The organism is Arthrobacter sp. MDT1-49-2 (genome assembly GCF_059090185.1).
Window position 1 is genome coordinate 213,873 of record NZ_JBNHFK010000002.1, and the last position, 26,001, is coordinate 239,873.

Genomic DNA, 26,001 nt, shown 5'->3' on the forward strand with positions numbered 1-26,001 from the left:
TCACGTGGTAATCGGCAGGTTCATCGGTTCACTCTTCGGCAACTCGCCCGAATCGGGTCCGTTGCAGGGCCAAGGGCAGCCCTCGGCTGCCCCGGCACCCTCGGGCCCCGACGCCGAGCACCGGGAGACCGCGCGGTCCCTGGTGAACCTGCGTACCGCCGTCCGCCGCGCCGGAGCTGCCATGCCCACCCTGATCTCCTCCCAGGTACGCCAGATCGATGACATCCTGGCGCCGCTGGTGGAATACATCGGCAGCAACGGGGCCTCCACCGAGCAGCGGGTGCTGCTGAACTCCATCATTACCAGCTACCTCCCCACTCCCCTGCGGGCCTATGTGGCCCTGAACGAACGGGAGCGGACCGACGATTCCGAGGCCACTGCATTGCTCGTTGAACAACTGACCATCCTCGAGGGCATCGCCCGGGACCTGGAAAACCAGGTCCGCACCGGTGCCATCGCTGAACTGTCCACGCACGGACGGTTCCTGGACGACAAGTTCTCCCCCTCCTCCCTGACCTTCGGAGAGCACTGATGGGCACCCTGGTAGCCGGCGCCAACGCCGCACTGACCGCGGAGAACCCCGGCCTGACCTCCATCCTGGTGGGCATGGGCTGGGACGTGATTCCCAGCCGCGGACCACAGTCCGAACTGGTCCCCCTCACCCTGCTGTGCGGCCCCGACGGCCGGGTCCTCTCCGATGACCACCTGGTGTTCTTCAACCAGATCGCCAGCCCGGAAGCCTCCGTGCAGTTCCTCGGCGAGGAGGATGACGAGCAGATCGACGTCGACCTCTCCCGCGTGCCCGCCCAGGTGGCCAAGATTGTGTTTGCCGTTTACGCGGATCCGGAAATGCGCGGACCGGGCAACTTCGCCGCCGTCCGCAGCGCCCACATCCGTGTGGCCCGGCCCAACGGCAGCGAACTGGTCCGGTTCGACCTGCCCGCCGCCAACCGGGACACCATCACCGCCATGATGTTCGGCGAGCTCTACCGGCACCGTGAGGACTGGAAATTCCGTGCCCTCGGCCAGGGTTACACCACGGGCCTGCGCGGACTGGCCGCCGACTTCGGATTCGACCTCTAGGCGATGGCCGTCAACCGATCGTCGGTTCCCCGTACCGACCTCCCGTTCCTGAGCCGCCGGGTCAAACCGCGCCCTGCCGCACCGGCACAACCGGCCGCCCCGGCAACGGCTCCGGCACCCGCAGCCCCGGCGCCGGCCCGGCCCGGCACTCCCCCGCCGTCCGCCGCTGCGCCCGCCTCACCGCCGCACACGACGCCGGCAACACCCCCGCCCGGTTCGCTCACACTCTCCTCACCGTCCCGGCCGGCGGCGGGCCCGCCACCGGTGACCACGTCGCTCTCACTCGGAAACTCCGCCGAGCCCGCCCCGGCAGCCAGTGTGCCCGGCCGGCCCGGCAGCGGTCTGGCCAACGGGCAGGGCAGCGCAGCCTCCCCTGCCCCGCAGCGCCCGGCACCGCTGCACACCAAGCTGTTCCCGGCGCCGGGGATGCATGAAGTCCGCACCCTGGACAAGCAGAACCCCGTGGTCCGCCTGACCCCGATGGAATCGGCGGTGGGCACCCTCGCCGTCGCCGGCTCCATGCGCGCGGTGTGGGAAGCAGCGGACTTCCGCACCGGGTCGGTGTCCTCCGGGGAACTGCGCCGGGAGAACCTCTCCGGCGTCATCGTGGACACCCCCGGCAACCGGCCGCTGGTCGGCTACGAGGAGGAACTGGCCCTCATCCCGCTGCGCCGGGCCTCAATGCTGCGCCGGGCCCTGTTCTTCCCGAAGCCGAAGCAGCCGCTGAGCGTGGGGATCTACAACGGCAGGTCGCTGACGGTTCCGGCCAAGGCCGGCGAGCGCAGTTTCTACGTTCTCTCGGTGCTGCGCATCGGTACCGTGCTGGAGCTGCGGGCGGAGGTGATTCCGTACGGGATGGAGCTCAAGGCCATCTGGGAAGCCTTCGGATTCTCCATGTCCTCGGAGTTCCCCTTCCGGGGAAACTGAGACCCGGTGCGCCACTTCGCCTACCTCAGCGACGCCGAAACCGGCCGGCTGTTCCACCTCCCGCCACAGGAGCTGAGCCTCTCCTCCGACCCCGGACTGCTCGCCACCGCGCTCGGTGCCACCCTGTACTGCCCCGCCACCCGGGCCGACCTGGTCAAGGACGTCCGCAAGCAGGGTGCCCGCGGGGCGCTGAGCATGGTCCTGTGCCTGGAGGATTCCATTGCCGACGCCGACGTCCCGGCGGCGGAAGCGAACGTCGTCGCCGCGCTGGGCCAGCTGCACGCCGAAACCGGCGCGGGCAACCCGGCAGGGCTGATGCTGTTTGTCCGTGTCCGCAGCCCGGAGCAGCTGCTCAGCCTCGCTGACCGCTGCGGCGACAGCCTCTCTGTCCTCACCGGGTTCGTCATCCCCAAGTTCGAAAACACCAGCGGGACGGCGCAGCGTTTCCTCGATGCCCTGCACGGCGTCAATGCCGCCCGCCGGTCCGGTGACCCGGCCGCCCGTCCCCTGCGGATCATGCCGATCCTGGAATCGCCGCTGATGATCCACGCCGAGACCCGCACGGAGACCCTGTCCGGGATCTCCCAGGTACTGCAGGCGAACCGGCCGGACATCCTCTCGGTCCGGATCGGTGCCACGGACATGTCCAGCGCCTACGGCCTGCGCCGCTCCCGTGACCTGACCATCTATGACGTGAAGGTGGTTTCCGCCGTCATCGGCGACATCGTGAATGTGCTGGGCCGTCCCGACGGGTTCGTGATCAGCGGCCCGGTCTGGGAACACTACAGTTCCGGCGAACGCCTGCTCCGGCCCCAGCTGCGCTCCACCCCCTTTGCCGAAGCGGACGAACTGCAGCTGCGGCAGCGGCTGCTCACGGCGAACCTGGACGGGCTGATCCGCGAAATCGAACTGGACCTGGCCAACGGCCTGCTGGGCAAAACCGTGATCCACCCCTCCCATGTGCCGCTGGTCCACGCCATGTCCGTCATCAGCCACGAGGCGTACCTGGATGCGCTGCACATTTCCGGCGAGTCCGGCGGCGGGGCCGCGGCATCGCCCTACCGGAACAAGATGAATGAAATGAAACCGCATCAGGCGTGGGCTGCTTCCACCCTCGTCCGGGCCGCCGCCTTCGGCGTCGCCGCACCCGACACCACGTACGTAGATCTTCTGGAAGCGAGCATGAATTGAGCCAGCACCCCTGGACCGGCGGTTTTGTCCACGAGGCCCTGGGCGTACGGATCACCTCCGACCCCTCCGCGCTGCTGCCGGTGGAAGACCTGGTGGGCCTGGCGCTGCGCCGCAACCCGCGCCGGGCGCATCTGCTGGTCTCCCGTGTGCTGGCCAAGCACGTCCCCACCGAACCGGCCCTGGTGCTTGCCTCCGGCGAACTGCTCGGCACCCTGGCCGGGGCGGCGCTGGGCAGCACGGTGGACACCGGGGTGCTCCGCTCCGTCGCTGCCGCACTGCTGGCGGAGCTGCGCGGCGCTCCGGTGTCCGGGTCCGACGACGACGCGCGCCCGGGTACGGTCCGGTCACCGCGCGCCCGGCTGCTGGAGGCCCGCGAACAGCTCTGGGAACTGCCCGTCAGCCACCCCGGTGCCGTCACCATCGGTTATGCGGAAACTGCTACCGGGCTGGGCCGCTTGGTCGCGGACACCCTGGGCTCCTACTACATCCACTCCACCCGGCACGCCCCGGAGGGTGCGGTGGCCTACGGTGCGTTCGAAGAGGCCCACTCGCACGCCACCTCGCACCGGCTGCTGCCCACCGACCCGGCGCTGCTTAACAGCAGCGCCCCCGTGGTCCTGGTGGATGATGAACTCAGCACCGGCGCCACCGTCATCAACACCATCGCCGAACTGCACGCTGCCGCCCCGCATCCGCTCTATGTGGTCGCCACGCTGATCGACCTGCGTTCTGCCGCGGACCGGGCCCGGTTCGAGGAACTGGCCATCGCGCTGGACTGCGAGATCCGCGTGGTGGCCCTGGGCACCGGCAGCATCGATCTTGGCCCAGACATCCTGAACCGCGCCCGCCAGATCATCGACGAGCTGCCGTCCCCCGAGCCCGCAGCACCTGCAGCACCCTCCGCTCCGGGATCACTGACCGTCCTTGACCTGTCCGCCGAGGGCCGACGGCCGCTGCGAAGCGACCGGTTCGGCAACCAGGCCGGCATGTCCTGCCAGTACCAGGCCGCCCTGCCCGAGGCGTTGCCCGGCGCGGTATCCGGGGCAGACCTGGCCGCCGTCGCCGCGTCCATCCGGGCGAAGCTGCCCGAATCCACTGCGCCGGTGCTGGTGCTGGGCTGCGAGGAATTCATCCACGTGCCGCTCACCGTGGCCAACGCCCTGGCCGAAACCACCCCGGGCGGGCCGGTGCGGTTCTCCACCACCACCCGCTCCCCCATCGTGCCGATCGACCGGCCGGACTACGCCATAGCCAACGTGGTGGACTTCGCAAGCCACGACATCACCGAGGACGGACCGGGCCCCCGGCACGCCTACAACGTGGGCGCCCGCCGGGGCGGGGAAGGCTTCGGCAGCATTGTGCTGATGCCCGAGCCCGGCACCGACCTGGCCTCCATCACCGGCGAGAGAAGCGTGACGGAGGCGCTGCGCGCAGTGGCCGGCGCCGTCGTCGTCGTGCTTTCACCCGCGGATGTACCCGGACCCGGTGACTGGACCGCGGGACCGGTACCGGCCGCGCCCGCCGTGCCGCTGACCGGGCCGGAGTTCGGGTCCTACGACGCCGGTGACGTGACCTGGCTGCTCAAGGACCTGCGCGACGCGCAGCTGGAGGCGCCCACCGCCGAGCGGGAGGCCGCCATCCAGTCCGGCGGCGCGAACTACGCCGAGTCGCTGCCCATGGAGTACCTGCCCTCGGCCCAGTACCAGGACCTGTACGCGGAGGCGCTGGTCCGCTCGGCACCGCGGGTCGCCGCCGCCGTCGGCACCGTGACCGAGATGGCGCTGGCCGCCCGGAACAATGAACCGGTGCTGGTGTCCCTGGCCCGGGCCGGTACCCCCATCGGCATCCTCATGCGCCGCTGGGCGCAGCAGATGCACGGCCTGGACCTGCCGCACTACACCATGAGCATTGTGCGCGGGGTGGGCATGGATGAAACCGCGCTGCGCTATCTGTCCGCCCGGTATGACCCGGCACGGATCCTGTTTGTGGACGGCTGGACCGGCAAGGGCGCCATCACGCGTGAGCTGACTGCCGCGCTGGATAAGTTCGAGCAGACCGACGGCGTCCGGTTCTCCGCGCAGCTGGCGGTGCTGGCGGATCCGGGGCACTCAGTGGAGCTGTTCGGCACCCGGGAGGATTACCTGATTCCCTCGGCCTGCCTGAACTCCACCGTCTCCGGGCTGGTCTCCCGCACCGTGTTCAACAAGGACCTGATCGGCCCGGAGGATTTCCACGGCGCGAAGTTCTACGCCCATCTGGCCTCCGCGGACGTGTCGCGGGAATTCCTGGCCGCCGTTTCGGCGCACTTCGACGCCGTGCGCTCCGAGGCCGTTGCCGCTGCAGCATCGCTGGCCGCCGCGGACCGGACCCCCACCTGGGTGGGCTGGCAGGCGGTGGAACGGCTCAGCGAGGAGTACGGCATCCATAACGTGAACCTGGTGAAGCCCGGCGTCGGCGAAACCACGCGGGTGCTGCTGCGCCGGGTGCCGTGGAAGGTGCTGGTGCATCCGGACGCCCGTTCCGAGGTGGCGCACGTGCTGCTGCTGGCCGAGCAGCGCGGCGTACCGGTGGAGGAGGTGCCGGACCTGCCGTTCAGCTGCGTGGGACTGATCCATCCCCGGTTCACCGCCGGCGCCGTGGGCGCGGACGGCAAGGCAGTGGTTGGTGCCGGCGTGTCTGGAGCTGGTGCGGTCCCGACCGGGGTGTCCGGCGGCGTGCCGGAGGCCGGCGCATGAGGACCCTCTTCGCCTCGGACCTGGACCGGACGCTGATCTATTCCGCCAACGCACTGTTCCTCGACACGGAGGACACCGCCGCGCCGGCCATGGTTGTCGCCGAGGTCTATGAGGGCAAGCCGCTCTCCTTCATCACCCGCGCCGCCGAAGACCTGCTGGTCACCGTCGCCCGGGAGTGCGTGTTTATGCCCGTCACCACCCGCACGGTGGCGCAGTACCGGCGGATCCAGCTGCCCGGCCCGGCACCCGAGTACGCGGTCACCACCAACGGCGGGGTGCTGCTGCACCACGGGGTTCCGGATGCCGACTGGCAGCAGAAGGTCCGCTCCCTGGTGGCCGGCGGCTGCGCACCGCTGGCGGAGATTTCCGCGCATCTGGCCCGGCCGGAATTCGCGGCCTGGACGCTGAAGCTGCGCACCGCCGAGGACCTGTTCGCCTATGCCGTCGTGGACCGGGCAGCCCTGCCCGGGGACTTCCTGCTGGAGCTGGAGGCCTGGTGCGCGGAGCGCGGCTGGACCGTGTCGCTGCAGGGCCGCAAGCTCTACTGCGTGCCGGTCCCGGTGACCAAGCAGGACGCCGTAGCCGAGGTCGCCCGGCGCACCGGATCCGAACGCATCATCGCCGCCGGGGATTCGCTGCTGGACCGGCCGATGCTGGAGGCTGCCGATCTGGCGCTCCGTCCCGCGCACGGGGAGCTCGACGACGCCGGCTGGCTGGATCCGCACCTGCAGGTCACTGAGTCCCGCGGGATTCTTGCCGGGGAAGAGATTCTGCGCCGGGTACTGGATTCGGTGCGCGGCGGCGTCGCGGGCTAAACGGTTTCGCCCGCGGCGGCGTCGCGGGCTAAACGGTTTCGCGGGCCAGACCGAGAGTAGAGCTAGACCGGGGGCGGAGAAGAAGGCGCCGGCCGGGTCATCGGGCGGTGGACACCCACCACGCCGGCCGCATAGGTGAGGAATTCCTCCACCCGCCACGCGAGTGCCTCCGGGACGCCGAAGACTGATCCGTCGCCCAGCCGGAAACCCAACGTATCGAAGGCGTGCGCGGTGATGGCCGTCCCATAGCCGGAGGGCTTGGTGACGAAAACCAGTACCAGCGGGATATTGGCCCGCCCCTGGGCAAACCAGGGACCCAAATGGGTAAACTTCCAGCGCGAGCCGAGGCTCACTTCCAGCCGGGGCCCGACGTGCCGCAGCTTTTCACCGTGGTGTGAGAAGGCCTCGGTCAGCGCCTGCAGGACTACATGCGGCGGCTGCGGCGACGTCCAGTGTTCCTTCTTCGCCACGACCGGGTCCGTCCTAAACAACGCCAATGCCGCCCCCTTCCCCGGGATGAACCGCATCCCCGCTCTCCCTGCACCGATCCCGGGTCAGCCTACCCCTGACATCCGCGCCTGGGTAGCGGGATCAGGCGGTGCGTTCGGCCTCGCTGCGGAGGATGCAGAATTCATTGCCCTCCGGATCGGCCAGGACCACCCAGCCGGTCCCGTCGGGGCGGCGTTGGTCGTCCACCTGCGTGGCCCCCAGCTCCAGCAGCCGCTGCAGCTCCCGGTCCCGGCCGCCCACCTCGGCCGGCTGCAGGTCCAGGTGCACCCGGTTTTTGACCTGCTTGGCGTCCGGCACGTTGATGAACAGCAGCCTCTGCCCGCCGTCGGGCGCGAAGATCATGCATTCCTCGTCGCCGGGCCGGTTGGGATCGTCAGGGTCTTCGGCGAAGTCCAGCACCTTCGCCCAGAACACGGACTGGGCATAGGCATCAAGGCTATCGAACGTGGTGTGGGAGATCATCGCACTCATGCGGGCCACCCTACGGCCAGCAGGCCCCGGCCCAGGCATTCCGGGAATCGAGTCTGCAAAATTTACCGATTTCCGGCTCGAAAACGGTAAATTTTGCAGACTCGATTGAACTAGAACTGACCTACACCCGCTCCAGCAGCATCGAAACGCCCTGGCCGAGCCCCACGCACATGGTCGCCAGACCTCGGTCCGCCCCTTCACGCTCCATCCGGTTCAGCAGGGTCACCGTGATCCTCGACCCCGAGGAACCCAGCGCATGCCCCAGCGCAATCGCGCCGCCGTCGCGGTTGACCACCCCCTCGTCCAGGCCCAGCTGCCGGATGCAGGCCAGGGACTGGGCCGCGAATGCCTCATTCAGTTCCACCGCGCCGATGTCCCCGAGCGCCCAGCCGGTCCGTTCAAGCACCTTCCGGGTGGCCGGCACCGGCCCGATGCCCATCACCGCCGGCGCCACCCCGGCCGCGGCGCCGTCGACAATCCGCGCCCGGGCGTCCAGGCCCAGCCGACGCACCGCCGCGGCACTGGCGACGACGACGGCGGAGGCGCCGTCGTTCAGCGAGCTCGCGTTCCCGGCCGTGACCGCGCCGTCCGGCCTCACGATGGGCCGCAGCTTCGCCAGCGCCTCAATGCTGGTCTCCCGGCGGGGACCCTCATCGGTCTTCACCACGCCCTGCTTCGTTTCCACCGGGACGATCTCCGCTGCGAAGCGACCCTCGTCCACGGCGGCGAGCGCCCGGGTGTGCGAGCGCAGCGCAAACGCGTCCGAATCCTCCCGGGAAATCCCCTCGCGGGAGGCCAGTTCCTCCGCGGTTTCCGGCATCGAATAGGTGGTGCCGGGCAGGTCGTAGAACTTCGGGTTCGTGAACCGTGCACCGATCGCCGAGTCCGCCAGCTCCCCCGGCTTGGCGAATGCCTTCTCCGGTTTGGCCAGCACCCACGGCGCCCGGGACATGGATTCCACTCCCCCTGCCACCACAATGTCCGCCGCCCCGGCTTTCACCATCTGCGCGGCCATCAGGATGGCGCTGAGCCCGGAGGCGCAGAGCCGGTTCACGGTCATCGCCGGCACCGTGTCCGGGAAGCCCGCCAGCAGCGTGGCCATCCGCGCCACGTTCCGGTTGTCCTCGCCGGCCTGGTTGGTGCAGCCCAGGATCACCTCGTCCACATCGGCCGGGTTCACGCCGGCGCGGGCAACGGCGTCGCCGAGCACCAGGGCGGCCAGGTCATCGGGACGGATCCCGGACAGGGAGCCGCCGTAGCGGCCCACGGGCGTGCGGACACCGGAGATCAGATAGGCCTCAGTCATGCACGAATCGTACTGTGCCCGAGCTAGTAGTGTGATCCAGACGACAGTAACCGCGTTTCGGGCCCGGCACCCCTCTGTCCGGCGCCCAAGGAGGATCAGCACATGAGCATTCCCGCAGCAGGCAGCCTTCCGACCGCCGGCAGCGCCGCCACCGGCAACGCAATCGCCGGCAGTGACACCCCGCAGGCATCCCCCGCCGCAGCGGACGCCCTGCGAACCGCCTCCGACGTACTGGGGCTGGACGCGCTGCTGACCACTGAGGAACGCGCGCTGCGCGGCAAGGTGCGCACCTTCGTGGATGAGCGCATCCGCCCCAACATCAAGGACTGGTATGAGGACGCGGTGTTCCCCGTGGAGATTGTCCGGGAGCTGGGCAGCCTGGGCCTGCTCGGCATGCATCTGGAGGGCTACGGGTGCCCGGGGCGCTCCGCCGTGGAATACGGCCTGGCTGCCATGGAACTGGAGGCCGGGGATTCCGGGCTGCGCACCTTCGTCTCCGTCCAGGGGTCACTGGCCATGACCGCTATCCACAAATGGGGCTCGGAGGAGCAGAAGAACCGGTATCTGCCCGGCATGGCCGCCGGCGAGCTGATCGGCTGCTTCGGACTCACCGAACCCACTGCGGGGTCGGATCCTTCCAGCATGAGCACCTTCGCGGAGCACGACGGCGAGGGGTGGGTTCTCAGCGGCGCCAAACGCTGGATCGGGCTGGCTTCCATTGCGGACCTTGCAGTGGTGTGGGCGCAGACCGCTGACGGCATCCGCGGGTTCCTGGTGCCCACGGATACCCCCGGATTCACGGCTGTGCCGATTGAACCGAAGCTGTCCATGCGTGCCTCCATCCAGTGCGATGTGTTCCTGGAGGATGTCCGGCTGCCGGAGACGGCGGTACTGCCCGGCGCGAAGGGCCTGCGCGGACCGTTCTCCTGCCTGAACGAGGCCCGCTACGGGATCCTGTGGGGTGCCATGGGCGCGGCCCGGGACAGCTATGAGGCGGCGCTGGCCTATTCGCTGGAGCGGCTGCAGTTCGACAAACCCCTGGCGGCTTACCAAATCACGCAGGAGAAGCTAGTGAACATGCTCTTGGAGATCCAGAAGGGCGTGCTGCTGGCCATTCACACCGGGCGGATGAAGGACGCCGGAGCGCTGGAACCGGTCCAGATTTCCGTAGGCAAGCTGAACAACGTGCGCGAGGCCATCACAATCTGCCGCGACGCCCGGGCGATTCTGGGCGGCAACGGCATCACGCTGGACTATTCACCGCTGCGGCACGCCAATAACCTCGAATCAGTCCGCACCTATGAGGGCACCGATGAGGTCCACACCCTGATCCTGGGCCGGCACATCACCGGAATCGGCGCGTTCCGGTAGGCCGCCGCTAGAACTTGCCGCCCATGTATTCGTCCTCAGGCCAGGGGAAGCAGTCAGAACCGGAGGCAATACGAATCGTGCCGGGTTCCACTCCCCTTTTTATGAAGTAGATCTCCGCTGTATCCGGAGAACGCAACTGGACTTCGTAGTGTCCTGCCGGAGCTGGGTCCCGCACCTTGATGTCGAAGCGGCTGTCCCGGTACTTCGCCTCCAACTCCCGAACGAGCGGCTCCGGCTCCGTTCCCTCACTTAAGGTCACGGTGGTCGCACCGTGCCAGTTCACTGCAGAGTCACCGCACTGGATCAGAACCCCCTCCGGCATTTGCTCGGCCGCGGCGACCACGTCCGGCGGAAGCGAATCGGCGATCTCCAATTCCATTGCCTGTGTCCGGGCTTTAGCGTCCTGCCAGGTCAGCTCGTCCCCTCCGGCCAGCGCGGACGAATCCTCAGCGCAGCCCATGACGCAGAGCACCAGCACCAGCGATGCAACGGACCGTGTCCGAGCCACACCTCCACCTTTCAAAGCCCGGGAACTCAAAAATCCCCCCGGATCGTTTCGTCCGCAGGCCAGGGAAAGCACTCGGAGCCGGAAGCGATACGGATCGTGGAGGGATCAAATCCTTCCCCGATGATGTAAATTTCGGCCGTATCCGGCGAGCGCAGTTGAACTTCGTAGTGTCCTGCCGGAGCTGGGTCCCGCACCTTAATCTCGAAGCGGCTGTCCCGGTACTTCGCCTCCAGTTCCCGAACGAGCGGCTCCGGCTCCGTCCCCTCAGTCAAAGTCACGGTGGTCGCGCCATGCCAGTTGACGGAAGGGTCACCGCACTCGATCAGACCCCCCTTCGGCATTTGCTCGGCCTCGGCCACCACGTCCTGCGGAAGCGAATCGGCGATTTCCCATTCCATGGCCTGTGTCCGGGCTTTAGCGTCCTGCCAGGTCAGCTCGTCCCCTCCGGCCGACGCGGACGAATCCTCGGCGCAGCCTGCAAGGTTAAGCAGGAGAATCACACCTACGACCGCCGCTTGCCCCAGAATCATTCCGTTGCGCACCAGAAGGCCCTCCGCCTAGAACTTACCGCCCATGTATTCATCCTCCGGCCAAGGGAAGCAATCAGAACCGGAGGCAATACGAATTGTGGAGGGATCAAGTCCTTCGCCGATGATATAGATTTCGGCCGTATCCGGAGAGCGCAGCTGAACTTCGTAATGTCCTGCCGGTGCGGGGTCCCGCACCTTTATCTGGAAGCGGCTGTCCCGGTACTTCGCCTCCAACTCCCGAACGAGCGGGTCCGGCTCAGTTCCCTCACTCAAAGTAACGGTGGTCGCGCCGTGCCAGTTCACAGCAGAGTCACCGCACTTGATCAGAACCCCGTCCGGCATTTGCTCGATCCCGGCCACCACGTCCAAAGGAAGCGAATCGGCGATCTCCAATTCCATGGCCTGTGTTCGGGCCTTTGCCTCCTGCCAGGTCGGCTCTGATGCCATGGATGTGTTCCCTTCGGTAGGACTTGCTGGTGTCGGCGTCTCCGCCGCGTTGCTTGCACAGCCGACGAGGCCTAGCAGCAGAATCATTGCTGCGGCGGTATATCTGGCTCGGGTCATTGCATTACCTCTCGGAGCGCATCTTCCAGCAATTCCGCATTGTCCTTGCTGTTCGTTGTGGGGAGCGAATGGTCATCAATCGGAGTGCTGTCAGGCCAGAAGGTCCCCTCATTGGGGACGGCATACTCGTGATTGGTGAATGCATCATGTTCGCTGGGAATCTTGTCGTCCCAGACCAATCCCCTTCTTTGTGCCCAGAGCAGGGCATCCGTGCCGTAAACGTAATTCGAATAACTAGTATCCTCGTCCGGCTCCCATTCTTCGTGCATCCCCGCCCCGGACAGGGACAGGGACTTGTCATATTCCGCCCCGTGGATTTCCGAACTGGTGAGGTTGACGTAGCCCCAGCTGTGACCGATGCCAACCTGCTCGGTGCCCTGCAAGGCCGGGTCGGTGAGCATTCCGTGCTGAAAGCCGGCCAGCTGTCTGCCGGCGTCGTAACCCATCTGCGGATCATTGGCTTCCAGGAGTCGCCGGAGGTCCTCCCCGCCTTCTTCCTGATTCTCCCCGGGGAAAAGCCCGTCCTTATACACAAATGCCACCGTATTCGGGGCCATACCCACCATGTAGTTCGCGAAGTCCTGGACTCCTCCGGTATAGAAACTCTTCATGCTCGTGAACGTGCCGGGAACATACGTGATCGTGCGCTGAGTGTCCGGGCCCGGGGTCCCGATCATTTCGATGATCCGTGACTCGTCGCGGTTGTACAGATACAGCTGCACCTGCCCGGCTTCGACCCTTTTCAGGTAGTCGATCTCCTTCATCAGCATCGCCTCGCGCGCCTCGGAGTCGCCGCCGATCTCCCGCCGCCGGGCCAGCTGCGCTTCGGCAACTTCAATGTCCTTGACCGCAGCGATGCTGTTGGCGTGCACGCGGGCCAGTACGGGCACCCCGTCGAGGGACCCGAAGACCTTCGGCGCGGATTCCAGCAGCACCAGCTGCTGGGCCGTGAAGCCGTTGGCCGCGTTGCCGGAGGCCTGCAGCTCGGCCCACCACTCGGCGATGCGTTCTGCTGACACCGACGGCAGGTGCGTGAGCCAGGCCGGATTTTTCGACGCCACTTCGAGGTCAACCGGCGAGGCCGTTTCAAAGAACTTCAGGAGGGCCTCCCCGCGCACGGATCCGGGGGAAATGGCCAGGGCCAGCGCCGTCGAGGACAGCTCCACCGAACCGGCCAGGTCACCGTCCTGCCCTGCGGTGCTGAAGGCCTGCCCGATCTGCCACAGCTTTCCTGCGTCGTCACGGTCATCCTGGTTATATTGGGAGACCGCCGGCCCGAAGGTGCCGACGTCGATCACCGCCCAGGAACACGAGTTCCGGAAGCTGTCCAAGGCCCGGAGAACATCCTGGCAGACCGGTTCAGCCGCATCCTCCTGGTCAAAGATCAGCGATGCTGCCTTCTTCAGGGCATCCGGCACTGCGGAACTCGTGCCCGGCGTCCCGCTGACTGCCCAATTGTGGAGCTGGAAGACCATCGATGGGAAGGCCACCTCGGGGCGGGGCACCTCGGACTCGAACAACTCCCCCGGAGCTGAAAACCCCGGAAGCCGGTCCCGGAGGTAATCGGCGCCAGCGGCTACCATGCCCTCCTCAAGCAGCTTGAACAGGGTCCTCGCCTGCTTTTCCTTGAGGTCCTGACGGGCCTGTTCGGCCTGGGTCTTCGCGAACCGAACCTGACGGGCAACATCCTCCAGCGCGCCGATCAGGATGTTCCGTGCTGCCAGCTGCGCTGCGGCATTCCGGCGGTACGAGTCCGCGAACGGGCCGCGGAATTCTTCCAGCGCTTCTCCCGTAGCCGAGGCCCGCGGACCGCGCTGCTCACCCAACGCAGCGGCGGCCTCGTCGCAGGCCGTTATGAGCTGGTCAGCCGTGCCAGCATCAAAGTCCATTTCAGGATCCCCCATCCCCCGGCAAGCACTTCCGCTTCTGAGCCGCAGGATAAACAGTACAGCCGACGCCGGGCACCCGGTACCGCGGGGCCTTCACGCCTGCCGCCGTGTCAGCCCGGGTGGCGGACTGCGTAGCCGCCTACCCGCGAACCCGACTAGCTGACGGGTTGCGTTGCTGCGGGGCCAGGGACGTTCACCGGCTCGGCGATCCGCGGCGACGACGGCGGGCTCGGCACCGGCGCAGGCGGCTGCGGTGACGGAATCCGGGGAGTCCCCGGGGCCGTGGGCGAAGGCTCCGGCGGCACCGGCGGCGGCGACGGCGTGGGCAGTTCCGGGTCCGGCGCAGGAATGGTGGGCGGAGCCGACGGGGACGGTGCAGGCTCCGAAGGCTCAGCCGACGGCGGTTCCGGCGGCTCGGACGGGGTTTGCGGAGGTTTCTGTTCCGGGGCCGGCGCGGCCGGGGGTTGCTGTGCTGGATTCGCCGGCCGGGGTGCCGCGGGTGGCTGCTGTGCTGCGTCCCGGGCGGCGCGTTCCGCCCGCTGCGCTGCCAGCCGTTCGGCGGCGGCCCGCTCCATCCACACCAGGCGCCCGGCGTCGTCCTGCATGCACCGGTAGTCCGCATCGCCCTGGCCGCGGGCATCCCCCGGCGTGGCACAGGCAGTACCGGCAAGCGACGTACCGGAGTGCGGCATCCCGCTCAAAACGTTGGTCTCCGCCAGGTCCGGATCCGGTGCCACCGCAGGAGGCTCCGCCGGGATAGGGAGCGGGGGCGGTAACGGTTCGGACTTCGGCCACTCGTCCTGCGGAACGTCCTCCGCTGTGGGCTGGGCGGGGCGAAGCTGCGGTGCCGCCACCGCGCCGGCAGCCATGCCCGCCACCAGCACCAGACCGCTGCCGGTCAGGGCCAGGCGTTTTTGCTGCACGGTGTCCAGCGCCGCCCAACTGCGACGGCGAAATCCCAGCGAGTACAGCGCGGTGACCAGCAGCAGCAGCCCCACGGCCAGCATCCACGCGGCAATCCCCACCGTTCCGCGCAGCGACAACACACAAAGCAGCACTGCGGCCAGGCCCAGCACAAGCCAGGCTGATCTGGGACTTCGCCGCGGCCCCCGCGGCTCCGGCATCCGGCGGCTCGACGCCGGCTCTCCGGACGGCCGCTGTCCCGGCCACTGTCCCGGCCGCGGAGAATCAGAAGGAGATGGGACGGGGTCTGCGTGGTGGGACATGGCGCCTCAGCGGGGATCTGCCGGAGCCTGCCGTGGCAGGGCCCCGGTCCGGCTTCTGATGCGGCAACATGCCCGGACGCTGTGGCCCGTTTTTGCTCCGGCGGATGTTGCCCTCGAAACAACGCTAGGCGGGTCCGAGGGCAACATCCAGAGCTAACGCAAACCCCGGCGCGGGTCCGGCCGACTTACTCGCAGCCCACGCCGTCGCCGTCGCGGTCCAGGTGGGTGCCGTAGCCGGGCTGGCCGATCCGTACCGGCGCTGCGCCGGCGGCCCGGGCCGCGGCACAGTTCGGGTAGTAGGCCGGGGCCGGGGCGGGCGGCGGAATCACCGGGGCGGGTGCGGGCGGTGCAGGTGCCGGGGCAGGCGGTGCCGGTGCCGGAGCGGGAGGAGCCGGTGCGGGAGCGGGCGGTGCAGGTGCCGGGGCAGGCGGAGCCGGAGCCGGACCGGGATCAACCGGCGGCGGAGCCTGCTCGGAGTTCTTCTTTTTGTCCTCGGCGGCTTTCCGTTCCTCGGTCTCCTTCCGGTCTGCGAGCAGTTTCTCCGACTTGTCCTTCTCCATCCAGATCAGCTTGCCGTTGTCATTCTCGGTGCACACGTAGACGGTGCTCTGGACGGTGGTGGTCGGCGAGGGTGAGGGTGAGGCCGCCGTGGTGCTCGGGGAGGAGGACGGCGAGGCCTTTGCCGAGGTCTTCGACGGCGTCGGCGTGGGGCTGGCCGTAGCCTGCTTCACCGTCTGCGTGGAGCCCGCGGAGTTGCAGGCCTTGTTCGCGATCTGCGTGACGGTGGGCGTAGGAGACGGCGAGGGCGACGACGTCGTTTTGGTGGGCGAGGGCGTCGCAGCAGCCTGCTCCATCTCACCCCCTCCGCAGCCGGTGAGAACGACGACGGCGCTCAGCGCCACAGCCCCGAAGGCCAACGGCCTGGTGCGGCGAGAAGAAGAGATGTGTTCCGTCATCGAAGCGATGCGGACGCCGGGCAAAACAGGCATAGGTCCCCCATGGACAGAAAAGCGAAAGTCGATGCGAATGCATCGAGGCACACGCTACCGCACCTGTGGAGGACCAGTTGACCAGGGCTCGCCAGTAGTTTTGAGCTGAAACCGGGTAGCGGGCCCGGTACCGGCCGTCCCCTCTGGTTGATACCGGCGCGCAGCCGTAGCCTCTCCATGCATCGACAGGAGGCTGGGATGGATTGGATCTGGATTGCCGTGATGCCGGTGACGGGCGTGGTGCTCGGATTCGCCGCCGGATGGCTGACGAAACGCGGCCTGGCCCGCAGGGAGGAAGCCCGGGCGCTCAATGAACTGGTCACATATCTGCACCTGAAACGGATGCTTGCCCCGGTGGCTCCCCGTTCCGCGGAGACGCCGGCCCTGGAACCGAGGTTCCGCAGCTCGGTGCACGATATCCGGGAAAACCTGATGGAAACCCTCGCCCGGCTTCAGCCCGGTTCCACCGCGGGTGAGGTCCTGATGCGTATGTCCGCAGCCTGCAACCGCTACCTGCGCATCACCGCAGCGGAGCCGCAGCAGTACCAGTTTGAGCTGATGGAGCTGCGCCGGAACCTCGACGAGGACCTGCGGATACTGACCGACGGCCGCCGGGACATCCGTTATCTCAGCCCCGGCGAAGCTCCGGGCCGCCGGGACCGGCCGCACTCAGCGACGCCGGGGACAACACCGACGCCGGATACCTCCACGGAGCCTGACCCTGGCCCTGACCCAGCACCCGGTTCCAGCCCCGCACTTGGCTCCGGCCCCACTCCGGCCGTCGGCACCGCACCCGGTTCCGGTCCAGCACCCGGTTCCAGCCACTCCCCTGCTGCCGGCCCCGTCCTTGGGTCAGTCCCGGGCTACAGCGCCGGTACCTGAGCCGGCACGATTGGCCGCATGCACCAGCAGCCCCGCCGCAAACTCCCCGGCGGTGAGTTCCGGCCGGGGAGCATCCGGGGACAGCGGGGCGGCGGCAATCTCCTGCAGCACGGGCAGCGCCGGGCAGGACAGGTCCGGGACCCGGCCGGTAACCTCCTGGCCGGTGAGCCGGGCAACCGCGTCCCAGTCCAACGGCCCCGCCGCCACCGCTGCGGCAACCTCTTCCAGCCCGGGCAGCACCTGCTGCTTCCCGAGCCGGTCGCGGACAGTCCAGGCATCGCCGAAGGCCCGCACGGTCAGCCGCCGACCGGCAATCTCCTGCAGCACCCCGGCCACGGAGGAGCGGATTCCGGCCAGCGCGGCATACGCCGACAGCCGTGGGATTACCGTTCCGCCGGGACATGCTCCGCACATGCTCTGCCTTCCTGTTGCTGGACCTGCTGGTGGGGTTTCGGGACCTACGGCATCACGTCGCCGCTGTTCGGGCCCAGTGTCTGCCCGGTGTACAGGTTGCCGCCGGGCGAGGAGGCCAGCAGCAGCGCGGTGGGTGCCACTTCCTCCGCCGTGCCGAACCGGCCCACCGGCAGTTCGGCCTGCTTGGCGGCTTTCCAGTCCTCGGAGAGCCCGTCGATCAGCGGCGTGAAGATCGGGCCCGGCGCAATGGCGTTGACCAGGATCGAGTGCGGTGCCAGTTCCAGGGCCAGCGCCTTGGTCAGGCCGATGACGCCGGCCTTCGCGGAGACGTAGTGCGCCAGCCCGGTGCCGCCCTTGATGCCCAGCTGCGAGGAAATGTTGATGATCCGCCCGCCGCCGCGTTCCACCATGTGCGGCGCGGCCCACCGGGCGGCAAGGAACACGCCGCGCAGGTCCACGTCCAGGGTCCGGTCGAAGGTTTCCGGGCTCAGTTCCAGGAACGGGGTTTCGTCCAGGATGCCCGCACTGCTGACCAGGATGTCCAGTCCGCCCAGCTCCCCGGCGGCGGCGTCCATGGCGGCACGGACATCCTCGCTGTCCGTCACATCCACGCGCCGGGCAGTGGCTTTCACGCCCAGGGCGGTGCACTCGGCGGCGACGGCGCCGGCCTGGGCCTCATCCAGGTCCAGCAGGGCCAGGTCCGCGCCTTCGGCGGCGAAGAGCCGGGCAATGGCGGCACCGATGCCGCTGCCGGCTCCGGTGATAACGGCGGTCTTGCCGCGAAGTGAGCTCATGGATACATCCTTTGCAAAAAGTTGAGGCTCCGGCCGTGGAGCCGGGGAAACTCCACGGCCGGAGGGTTGAGGGGGCCTCCCGGTGGGAAGGCCTGGCGTGCGGCCTAGCTGGGCCAGCGGACGGTGAGTCCGCCGTCGACAATCAGCTGCTGGCCGGTGACATAGGCGGAGTCATCGCCGGTGAGGAAGCGGATCACGCGGGCGGCTTCATCCACGTTGCCTACCCGTCCCCACGGAATGATGCTGCCGGCCGCCTCCAGGCCGTCCTTGCCCAGCGAGTTCACGCCGTCCAGGGACTGCGGGCTTTCGATCAGCCCGGGGATGACGGCGTTGACGCGGATTTTCCGGGGCGCCAGTTCGACGGCGAGGGAACGGCACATGCCCAGCAGGCCGGCCTTCGCCGCGGCGTAGTGGCTGTGGTCCTCCCAGCCGTACACCCCGCCGGCAATCGAGGACGTGGCCACCATGGCACCGCCATGCTCCATCCGGGCGGCGCAGGAGCGGAAGGTGCGCATCACGCCGGACAGGTCCACCGCCATCATGTCCTCCCACGCCTCGTCGGTCATGTCCGCCAGCGAGGCGCGGCGCAGGATCCCGGCGGCCGCCACGGCAATGTCCAGCCGGCCGAAGCTATCCAGTGCGGCCTGCGCCAGGGCTTCGGTGTCCGCGTAGCTGCGCACATCCACCGGCACCGGAACGCACTTGGCTCCTGCCGCCTCCACCAGCGCCACCGTTTCGCCGACGTCGTGCGGATCGTTTTCCAGGTAGCCCACCACGGTGTTGGCGCCGGCCCGGGCGTAGGCCACGGCCAGGGCCTGGCCGATGCCGGAGGCACCGCCGGAGATTACTGCTGTTTTGCCTTCGAATCCGTCATCGCGGTTCATGCGGTTACCTTCTTTTCGGTGGCTTTGCCGGTGGCCTGGTCCACCTTGCGGGTGCCGATCATGCACAGTGCGGAGATGACCAGGCCGCCGGTGCCGGTAATGATGGCTGCGGTCTGCATGCCCAGTCCCATAAAGAGGAAGAGGCTGAGCAGGCCGGAGCCGGCGATGCCGCCCAGCGGCGCCATCACGTGGGCCACGTTGGTGCCCATGCCGCGGACGTGGGCGGGGTAGGACTCGCCCATGTAGTAGAGCAGGGCGGCGTAGGGGCCGGTGAGGAAGAACAGGGTCAGGGCGTACATGATGATGATGAAGACCTCGCTGCTGGGTCCCAGCAGCATGATCAGGCTGGCGGCGCCGCCGCCGAACCAGCCGAGGATAACGGTCTTCTGCCGGCCGATGCGGTCACCGAGCCAGCCGTGGAACACGTAGCCGGCAAAGCCCACGGCGTTGGCCAGGACCAGGATCAGCAGGGCGTTTTCGAAGGAGACGTCCTTGGCTTCCACCAGCACGGTGGTGCCCAGCACGGAGAAGACCTGGATGGCGGCCCAGTTGAACAGCCAGGCCAGGGAGAGCAGGGTGGTGTGGCGGCGCAGCTCGGGGGTGAAGACGTCCTTGAAGCCGGTCTTGTGCTGGCTGCCCTCTTCCAGCTCGTGCTCGGCGGCCAGCGCCCGGGCCCCCTCAATGTCCCCGGCGTCCTGGCGGCGGCGGACTTCCTTGATGGCGGCGAAGGTGGGTGATTCGGGCAGCCGGGAGGCCATCACGGCCACCAGCAGCGCCATGACGGCGGCCACCACAAAGCTCCAGCGCCAGCCGATCACCGGCAGCAGGGCTGCGGAGAGTCCGGCGGAGAGGAGCGCGCCCACCGGCCAGCCGCCCTGCACGATGGAGTACATCAGGCCGCGGTTCTTGACCTTCTTGTAGATCTCGTTGAGGTAGACCGCGTTGACCACTTCCTCGGACATGGAGAATCCGGAGAAGGAACGGATGATGATCAGGCTGACGGCGCCGGCGGCCAGGCCGGTGAAGCCCGCCGCGGCGGCGCCGCCGAGCATCAGCACAATCAGCGCGTTCTTGCGGCCCAGACGGTCAATGATGGTGCCCACCACGAGCGCCACAATAAAGATGCCCACGTGCGCAATGGTGTTCACCGCGGTGGATTCCGCGGCGGTCCAGCCGAAGTCCTCGGCGATGACCGGCAGCAGCGTGCCGAAGAGGGTGAAGTCGTAGACCGACACCACCCAGGCGATGAAGCAGACCAGCGAAACCTTGCGGACCACCTTGGGGGTGATCTCCACGTCCCAGGGGGCGACGTCGTCGGCCCGGCGGCCGGTTCCGGTGGGCGGGCGTTTATGGGGTGCAGCGCTCATTGAGGGGGGTCCTATCCTGTACCAGAGGGATCTTGCGAGGGGCTTAGGTGGTGCGGGGGTTGCGGGCGGCGAAGTCCCGGGCAATGGTTTCCATGTTCACGAACTCCACGCCGTCGTGGCCGGCAATGTGGTCGAAGAGCCGCTCGAGCATCAGCAGGTTCTGCGGCCGGCCGGAGACGTCCGGGTGGATGGTGAGCGGGAAGACGGCGTAGTCCATTTCGCGGTAGACCCAGTCGAACTGGTCCTTCCACATCTGCTCGATGTCCCGCGGGGAGACGAAGCCGTGGCTGTTGGCGCTGCCCTTGATGAACATCATGGGAGGCAGGTCATCGAGGTACCAGTTGGCCGGGATTTCGATCAGGTCGGTTTCCTCGCCGCGGACCAGCGGCTTCATCCATTCCTTGGCGGACGCGGCGTCGTAGTTGATCTTGGTCCAGGAATCGCCCACCCGGACGTAGTACGGGGTGAAGTCGTTGTGCATCAGCGAGTGGTCGTAGAGGAAGCCGCGCTCTAGCAGGATCTCGTTGGTGACGTTGGAGAATTCCCACCACGGGGCCACGTAGCCCACCGGCTTTTTGCCGGTGCGAGCGGTGAACAGTTCGATGCAGTGGTCCAGCACCTCGGTTTCCTGCTCCCGGGTCATGGCAATCGGGTTCTCGTGGCTGTAGCCGTGCACGCCCACCTCGTGGCCGGCGGCGACGGTGGCCTCGAACTGCTCCGGGAAGGTCTCAATGGAGTGGCCCGGCCAGAACCAGGTCACCGGCATTTGCCGGTCGGTGGCGAGCTTGAGCAGGCGGGGCACGCCTACCTCGCCTGCGAAGATGCCGCGGGAAATATCGCCGGGCGAATCCTCTCCGCCGTAGGAGCCGAGCCAGCCGCCCACGGCGTCGACGTCGATGCCAACGGAAACTTGGATTTTCTTGGACATGTGTTCCTCCTGGGTTGGTGCGGGGTGGGGTGGATCAGGGGTTCGGGATGGTCTGGGCGTAGGCGGAGAAGCGTTCGGGGAAGCTTTCCGGGGACGGATCCAGGGCCAGCAGCAGGGCGGCCAGGATGCGGGACTGGAACGGGTTCAGGGTGCCGGCGGTGATGGCTCCGGCGCGGACCAGGTCCTTGCCGCCGCCGTTGCCGTAGGTCGGAATCACCGGGCCCCACGGGGTGCGGCTGGCCAGGATCACCGGGATGCCGGCGGCGGTCAGTTCCGCCACGGCTTCGGCGAAGCCGGGTCCGGCGTTGCCGATGCCGGTGCCGGCCAGCACCACGGCCTGCGCGCCGTCGGCGGCTGCGTGGCGCAGCAGGTTCGGGGTGGCGCCGGGGTAGGCGGTGATGATCTCCACCCGCGCGGCGTCAAAGGCGGCGCCCGGCAGCGGCAGCGCCGGGGGCCGTTGGGGGGAAGCACCAACGACGACGTCGTTCCCGGTCAGGTGCGCCACCACGGTGCCGCCGGCGAACGGGCGGGCAGCAGTGGTGTGCGCTTTGCGGGTGCCGCGGGCGGTGCGGACCGTTCCGGCGAAGCTGATCAGCACCCCGGCGCCGTGCAGCTGCGGTTCCGCGGCCGCGGCCACGGCTTCGGCGAGGTTCGCCGGGCCGTCCGGGGTCTCGCTGTCCGCCGGCTGCTGGGCGCCGGTGAAGACCACGGGTTTGGCGCTGGCATGGACCAGGTCCAGCAGGAACGCGGTTTCCTCCATGGTGTCGGTGCCGTGCGTGACCACCACGCCGTCCACGTCCTCCTGCTCGACGGCGGCGGAGACGGCTTCAGCGATGGTGCGCAGGTTGCCCAGGTCCAGCCGGTAGCTGCCCGTGGTGAGGATGTCCCGGGCGGTGACCGTGTGCCGGCCGGAGAGGGACGCGGTGAGTGCTGCCGCGCCGTCGGCGGCCACTGCTCCCTCCGGACCCTGCCCGCGGGAGGCGATGGTGCCGCCTGTGCCCAAAACCAAAATCGAAGCCACTGCCCATTCCGTCCGTTGATTGCCTGGAGCCGGCCGAACGATTGCCGCATACGATTGCCGCAAACGTTTGTGTAACCGGTGGAAGCGATACTATGGGGCAGATCCTGTGAAGCGCAACACATTCACACACTCGTTACATTTCCCCCGACATACGAAACGAAACGGAAACATGCCATCCTCAGGACAGGTCACGCTGAAGCTGCTGGCCGCCGAACTGGGCCTGAACGTCTCCACCGTCTCCCGCGTCCTGAATGACCCGGCCGGACCCGAGTCCAAGTGGGCAGCCCCGGCCACCACGGAGCGGATTTTCGCCCTGGCGAGGGAGCGCGGCTACAGCCGCAACCCGCATGCGGCCTCGCTGCGGACCTCCCGCTCAGACACCGTGGGTGTGATTGTGCCCCGGCTGCAGGACTTTGTCCTGGCCACCATCTACGAGGGCATTGACGAGGCCGCCGCGGAGAACGGGCTGTTTGCCGTGGTGGCCAACTCGCTGGATGACCCGGCCAAGCAGCGGGCCAAGGCCGAGATGCTGCTGGGCCGCCGCTCGGACGGACTGATTTTCGGCGACGCCCACCTGCACGAGCCGTATCTGGAGGAACTGGCCGCGCGCGGGGTGCCGCTGGTGCTGGTCAGCCGCTCCTCCCCCGGGCAGGTCAGCGTGACCTGTGACGACTATGCCGGCGGCCGGCTGATGGCCGAACACTTCCTCGCGGCAGGCCGCCGGTCCTTCGCACTGGTGGCCGGTTCGGCGAATACCTCCACCTCGCAGGGGCGTACCGGCGGGTTCCTGGATGTGCTGGCCGAGGCAGGCATGGAGGTTCCGGAAGAGTGGATCATCCACAACGGCTTTGACGCGGCGGCCGGCCAGGACGCCGCCCGGCGGATCCTCGCCTCCGGCAAGGTGCCCGAGGCGGTGTTTGCCGTGAATGACTTCGCTGCCATCGGTGCCATCGGCGTGTTCCGCGAGCGCGGGCTCAGCGTTCCCGGGGACGTGGCGGTGGGCGGGTTCAACGACACCCCGCTGGCCGGCGGAATCAACCTGACCACGGTCCGCTCCCCCATGCATGAGATGGGCCGGCGCGGGCTGCTGGCGCTGCAGTCACTGATGGGCGGCGGGTCCGCGGAGAGCCTGCGGCTGGCCCCGGAACTGGTGGTCCGGGCCAGCGGGTAAGACGGTCAGTGGGTAAGCCAGGCCAGCGGGTAACTGCTAGGTGAGCTCCGGCCCGCCCACCCGGGCCAGCTCGGCGAGCACGCTGATGGCTTCGTCGGCGTCTTCGGGAGCCTCGGGGTCAATCACCACTCCGGGAGCGTCCTCCTCCCCGAACTGCGGATACTTCTCCAGCAGGAAACGGCGGCGGTAGGCCGCATCCGCCGCATCCACCACGGATTCCAGGGTGGCCCAGTTGAAGCCGCCGCCCACCAAGATGCCGGCCGCCGGTACCACCTTGCCCCGGGACTGCCTGCTGGTCCGCATTCCGAAGGCCTTCGCGAACTCCGCGGAGACCCGCTCAACCACCGGCGCTTCCAGGTCCGCCCACGCCGTGCGGCGGACCAGTGCCTGGGTCAGCCGGGACACGTCGGCCACCGCAGCGGTCTTCGCGCTGGCGGACAGTGCCGTGCCGGCGTTGACCACCGCGAGGATGAACAGCTTCTCCGCGGGCTCTTCAGGGTCGTAGCCGTAAAACAGGCCCACATGCCCCGCCGAACGCTGCGCGAGTTTCAGGAGCACTGCGGCGTCACCGCCGGCGCCGGCAGCGCTTCCCCCGGCTGGCACCGCGTCGGTCCCCGTGGCGGCGTTGAACACTGCCCCGCCGGACATCACCAGCCCGGCACCCATCCCCGACACTGCGGCGGCAATCGGGTAGTACAGGTTCACTCCCCGTCCGCGCACGGCGTCGATCTGCTGCAGGTCCAGCCGTTTCAGGTCCGCCAGGGAGGAAACCTCGTGGCCGCGTTTGCGGTGGGCGTCCAGCACCCAGCGCGGGTTCAGTTCAGCGGCCCGCCCGGCGCGTGCCAGCATCCGGTTCACGGAGTCGACGGCGGAGCCGCCCCAGTCCGTCACAGCCTCGGGAACGGCCCCGGCGGTTTTGCGGGCTCCGGCGCGCAGGACCTCGGCGCCCCGGCCGAAGAGTTCCTGCCCGCGGGAGACGGCCGCCTTCGCACCGGGACGGTCACCGAGGTATTTGGCGGCGCGCCGGCCCAGCCCTTCCGCGCCGTCGGCCACCTGTTCACTGGCCTGTTTCAGCGCCCGCGAGACCGGCCGGGACCGGACCCGCTGGAGGCGGCGCCAGGCGTGGATCTCGTAATTCGAGGGTTTGGTCATGAGGGAACTATAGGGCCCGGCGCGGGTGCGCCCTACCCCACCCGGGCGGCCAGCATGCCGTCCACGCTCTCGGGCGAAAGGGCGTGGTGGATGGCCAGCATGCTTGCTCCGAGCATGCCGGCGTCCGGCCCGGAGGCGGACTGGACTATCTGCAGGTGCTGGGTGGCCAGGGGCATGCTGCGCGAGTACACCGCTTCCCGCACCCCGGCAATGAAGTGCTCGCCGGTCAGGGCCATGGACCCGCCGATCACAATCACGGCGGGGTTCATCATGCTCAGGCAGGCGGAGAGCACTTCGCCCACATCCCGGCCGGCCTGGCGGACCGCACGCACGGCGTCATGATCGCCCCGGTTCACCAGGTCCACCACGTCGCGGCTGCCCTCGGCGTCGTGGCCGGCGGCGCGCAGCTTCAGCGCCACGGCGGGCCCGGAGGCCAGTGCCTCCAGGCAGCCGACGTTGCCGCACCGGCACAGCAGCTCCTCGCCGCTGGCCACCCGGATGTGCCCGATATCCCCGGCCACGCCGTCGGCGCCGCGCAGCAGTTCGCCGTTACAGATGATCCCGGCACCGATGCCGGTGGCGACCTTCACGAAGATCAGGTTTTCGACGTCGGGCCAGGCGGTTTCGCGCTCCCCCACGGACATCACGTTCACATCGTTGTCCACCAGCACCGGCACGCCGAAGTGTTCGCGCAGGTAGCCGGGTACGTCGAAGCCGTGCCAGCCGGGCATGATGGGCGGGTTGATGGGGCGGCCGGTGCTGTGTTCCACCGGTCCGGGCAGGCCCACGCCCACGGCCAGCAGGTCCGCGGCGGACCGGCCCGCCTCGGCCAGCACGGTGCCGGCCAGTTCCACCACGGCATCCAGCACGGTCCGGGGGCCGGCGCTGACCAGCAGTCCGTCCCGGAACGCGTCCGCCAGGCAGATGCCGGAGAGATCGCTCAGGCCCACGCGCAGGTGCGAGGCGCCGATGTCCACGCCCAGGACCAGCCGGGTGTCGGTCTGCAGCGCCACCTGCGCGGAGGGCCGGCCGCCGGTGGAGATGGCGTCTTCCACCGGTGCCACCAGGCCCAGGTCCATCAGCGCGTCCAGGCGCAGGGCCACAGTGGAGCGGGCGACTCCCACCAGGTCCGCCAGCTCGGTGCGGGTGCGGGGCTGCCCGTCGCGCAGCAGCTGGAAGAGTTCGCTGGCGCCGGCCGGAGCCGACGCGGTTTTCCTTATATCGACCACTGGCCAATTGAAGCATAGTGACCGGCGTTACTCTGCAGCGGCCG

26 protein-coding genes are annotated in these 26,001 nt (G+C 68.5%); 9 read left to right on the forward strand and 17 right to left on the reverse strand.

The window, feature by feature from the left end:
• Positions 1 to 4 precede the first annotated feature (4 nt).
• The 6 genes from AC5RTS_RS03520 to AC5RTS_RS03545 are packed head-to-tail and all read left to right on the forward strand — an operon-like array spanning position 5 to position 6,751.
• The gene (locus tag AC5RTS_RS03520) at positions 5 to 532 is read left to right on the forward strand and encodes a hypothetical protein (protein WP_493990687.1); all 528 of its coding nucleotides are present in this window, start codon (positions 5 to 7) and stop codon (positions 530 to 532) included.
• A complete protein-coding gene (locus tag AC5RTS_RS03525; RefSeq protein WP_493990688.1) occupies positions 532 to 1,083 on the forward strand; it encodes a TerD family protein in 552 nt (183 codons plus the stop codon). Before AC5RTS_RS03520 ends, AC5RTS_RS03525 begins: the two co-directional genes overlap by 1 nt.
• A 3-nt stretch (positions 1,084 to 1,086) precedes the next feature.
• Positions 1,087 to 2,010: a hypothetical protein gene (locus tag AC5RTS_RS03530; RefSeq protein WP_493990689.1), complete on the forward strand. Its 924-nt coding sequence runs from the start codon at positions 1,087 to 1,089 to the stop codon at positions 2,008 to 2,010.
• 6 nt (positions 2,011 to 2,016) lie between these two features.
• A complete protein-coding gene (locus tag AC5RTS_RS03535; protein WP_493990690.1) occupies positions 2,017 to 3,201 on the forward strand; it encodes an HpcH/HpaI aldolase/citrate lyase family protein in 1,185 nt (394 codons plus the stop codon).
• Entirely contained in the window at positions 3,198 to 5,936 is a 2,739-nt protein-coding gene (locus tag AC5RTS_RS03540; protein ID WP_493990691.1) for a phosphoribosyltransferase domain-containing protein, read from the forward strand. Before AC5RTS_RS03535 ends, AC5RTS_RS03540 begins: the two co-directional genes overlap by 4 nt.
• A complete protein-coding gene (locus tag AC5RTS_RS03545; RefSeq protein WP_493990692.1) occupies positions 5,933 to 6,751 on the forward strand; it encodes an HAD family hydrolase in 819 nt (272 codons plus the stop codon). Before AC5RTS_RS03540 ends, AC5RTS_RS03545 begins: the two co-directional genes overlap by 4 nt.
• A 62-nt stretch (positions 6,752 to 6,813) precedes the next feature.
• On the opposite strand, the gene AC5RTS_RS03550 is transcribed toward AC5RTS_RS03545, so the two are convergent.
• The 3 genes from AC5RTS_RS03550 to AC5RTS_RS03560 all read right to left on the reverse strand — a co-directional run bounded on the left by AC5RTS_RS03550 (position 6,814) and on the right by AC5RTS_RS03560 (position 9,038).
• On the reverse strand, positions 6,814 to 7,221 hold the full coding sequence (locus AC5RTS_RS03550) for a hypothetical protein (RefSeq protein ID WP_493990693.1): 408 nt from the start codon (positions 7,219 to 7,221) through the stop codon (positions 6,814 to 6,816).
• A 121-nt stretch (positions 7,222 to 7,342) separates the two neighbouring features.
• Complete coding sequence (locus tag AC5RTS_RS03555; protein ID WP_493990694.1) at positions 7,343 to 7,732, reverse strand: VOC family protein; 390 nt, start codon at positions 7,730 to 7,732, stop codon at positions 7,343 to 7,345.
• 121 nt (positions 7,733 to 7,853) lie between these two features.
• A complete protein-coding gene (locus tag AC5RTS_RS03560) occupies positions 7,854 to 9,038 on the reverse strand; it encodes a thiolase family protein (RefSeq protein ID WP_493990695.1) in 1,185 nt (394 codons plus the stop codon).
• Positions 9,039 to 9,140: 102 nt separating this feature from the next.
• Between AC5RTS_RS03560 and AC5RTS_RS03565 the strand changes: the two genes are divergently transcribed.
• The gene (locus AC5RTS_RS03565; protein WP_493990696.1) at positions 9,141 to 10,409 is read left to right on the forward strand and encodes an acyl-CoA dehydrogenase family protein; all 1,269 of its coding nucleotides are present in this window, start codon (positions 9,141 to 9,143) and stop codon (positions 10,407 to 10,409) included.
• Between the two features lie 7 nt (positions 10,410 to 10,416).
• Here AC5RTS_RS03565 and AC5RTS_RS03570 read toward each other — a convergent pair whose 3' ends face one another.
• From AC5RTS_RS03570 to AC5RTS_RS03595, 6 genes are all read right to left on the reverse strand, one after another.
• Positions 10,417 to 10,917, reverse strand: a complete 501-nt coding sequence (locus AC5RTS_RS03570) for a hypothetical protein (protein ID WP_493990697.1) — start codon at positions 10,915 to 10,917, stop codon at positions 10,417 to 10,419.
• A 26-nt stretch (positions 10,918 to 10,943) separates the two neighbouring features.
• Complete coding sequence (locus AC5RTS_RS03575; RefSeq protein WP_493990698.1) at positions 10,944 to 11,459, reverse strand: hypothetical protein; 516 nt, start codon at positions 11,457 to 11,459, stop codon at positions 10,944 to 10,946.
• 15 nt (positions 11,460 to 11,474) lie between these two features.
• Positions 11,475 to 11,894, reverse strand: coding sequence for a hypothetical protein (locus AC5RTS_RS03580; RefSeq protein ID WP_493990699.1), 420 nt, complete (start codon positions 11,892 to 11,894; stop codon positions 11,475 to 11,477).
• Between the two features lie 113 nt (positions 11,895 to 12,007).
• Complete coding sequence (locus tag AC5RTS_RS03585) at positions 12,008 to 13,900, reverse strand: hypothetical protein (protein ID WP_493990700.1); 1,893 nt, start codon at positions 13,898 to 13,900, stop codon at positions 12,008 to 12,010.
• A gap of 155 nt (positions 13,901 to 14,055) precedes the next feature.
• Positions 14,056 to 14,976 carry a hypothetical protein gene (locus tag AC5RTS_RS03590; protein WP_493990701.1) on the reverse strand — a complete coding sequence of 307 codons (921 nt, stop codon included), beginning with the start codon at positions 14,974 to 14,976 and terminating at the stop codon, positions 14,056 to 14,058.
• A 335-nt stretch (positions 14,977 to 15,311) separates the two neighbouring features.
• Positions 15,312 to 16,115: an excalibur calcium-binding domain-containing protein gene (locus AC5RTS_RS03595; RefSeq protein ID WP_493990702.1), complete on the reverse strand. Its 804-nt coding sequence runs from the start codon at positions 16,113 to 16,115 to the stop codon at positions 15,312 to 15,314.
• Positions 16,116 to 16,313: 198 nt separating this feature from the next.
• On the opposite strand from AC5RTS_RS03595, the gene AC5RTS_RS03600 reads away from it, so the two are divergent.
• Positions 16,314 to 16,997 (forward strand): DUF6650 family protein, encoded by a 684-nt coding sequence (locus AC5RTS_RS03600; RefSeq protein ID WP_493990703.1) that lies wholly within the window; start codon positions 16,314 to 16,316, stop codon positions 16,995 to 16,997.
• On the opposite strand, the gene AC5RTS_RS03605 is transcribed toward AC5RTS_RS03600, so the two are convergent.
• The 6 genes from AC5RTS_RS03605 to AC5RTS_RS03630 all read right to left on the reverse strand — a co-directional run bounded on the left by AC5RTS_RS03605 (position 16,968) and on the right by AC5RTS_RS03630 (position 22,405).
• Positions 16,968 to 17,411 carry a hypothetical protein gene (locus AC5RTS_RS03605; protein WP_493990704.1) on the reverse strand — a complete coding sequence of 148 codons (444 nt, stop codon included), beginning with the start codon at positions 17,409 to 17,411 and terminating at the stop codon, positions 16,968 to 16,970. The two genes, AC5RTS_RS03600 and AC5RTS_RS03605, sit on opposite strands and share 30 nt — an antisense overlap.
• A 44-nt stretch (positions 17,412 to 17,455) precedes the next feature.
• Positions 17,456 to 18,205: an SDR family NAD(P)-dependent oxidoreductase gene (locus AC5RTS_RS03610; protein WP_493990705.1), complete on the reverse strand. Its 750-nt coding sequence runs from the start codon at positions 18,203 to 18,205 to the stop codon at positions 17,456 to 17,458.
• A 104-nt stretch (positions 18,206 to 18,309) separates the two neighbouring features.
• The gene (locus tag AC5RTS_RS03615; protein ID WP_493990706.1) at positions 18,310 to 19,089 is read right to left on the reverse strand and encodes an SDR family NAD(P)-dependent oxidoreductase; all 780 of its coding nucleotides are present in this window, start codon (positions 19,087 to 19,089) and stop codon (positions 18,310 to 18,312) included.
• The gene (locus AC5RTS_RS03620; RefSeq protein WP_493990707.1) at positions 19,086 to 20,456 is read right to left on the reverse strand and encodes an MFS transporter; all 1,371 of its coding nucleotides are present in this window, start codon (positions 20,454 to 20,456) and stop codon (positions 19,086 to 19,088) included. Before AC5RTS_RS03620 ends, AC5RTS_RS03615 begins: the two co-directional genes overlap by 4 nt.
• A 43-nt stretch (positions 20,457 to 20,499) precedes the next feature.
• A complete protein-coding gene (locus AC5RTS_RS03625; RefSeq protein WP_493990708.1) occupies positions 20,500 to 21,384 on the reverse strand; it encodes a polysaccharide deacetylase family protein in 885 nt (294 codons plus the stop codon).
• 34 nt (positions 21,385 to 21,418) lie between these two features.
• Positions 21,419 to 22,405: an asparaginase gene (locus AC5RTS_RS03630; RefSeq protein WP_493990709.1), complete on the reverse strand. Its 987-nt coding sequence runs from the start codon at positions 22,403 to 22,405 to the stop codon at positions 21,419 to 21,421.
• 169 nt (positions 22,406 to 22,574) lie between these two features.
• On the opposite strand from AC5RTS_RS03630, the gene AC5RTS_RS03635 reads away from it, so the two are divergent.
• Positions 22,575 to 23,576 (forward strand): LacI family DNA-binding transcriptional regulator, encoded by a 1,002-nt coding sequence (locus AC5RTS_RS03635; protein WP_493990710.1) that lies wholly within the window; start codon positions 22,575 to 22,577, stop codon positions 23,574 to 23,576.
• Positions 23,577 to 23,612: 36 nt separating this feature from the next.
• Here the strand turns inward: AC5RTS_RS03635 and AC5RTS_RS03640 are convergent, their stop codons facing one another.
• Together AC5RTS_RS03640 and AC5RTS_RS03645 are read right to left on the reverse strand one after the other, a co-directional pair.
• Complete coding sequence (locus AC5RTS_RS03640) at positions 23,613 to 24,728, reverse strand: EcsC family protein (protein ID WP_493990711.1); 1,116 nt, start codon at positions 24,726 to 24,728, stop codon at positions 23,613 to 23,615.
• A 32-nt stretch (positions 24,729 to 24,760) separates the two neighbouring features.
• Complete coding sequence (locus AC5RTS_RS03645; RefSeq protein ID WP_493990712.1) at positions 24,761 to 25,957, reverse strand: ROK family transcriptional regulator; 1,197 nt, start codon at positions 25,955 to 25,957, stop codon at positions 24,761 to 24,763.
• Between the last annotated feature and the right edge of the window lie 44 nt (positions 25,958 to 26,001).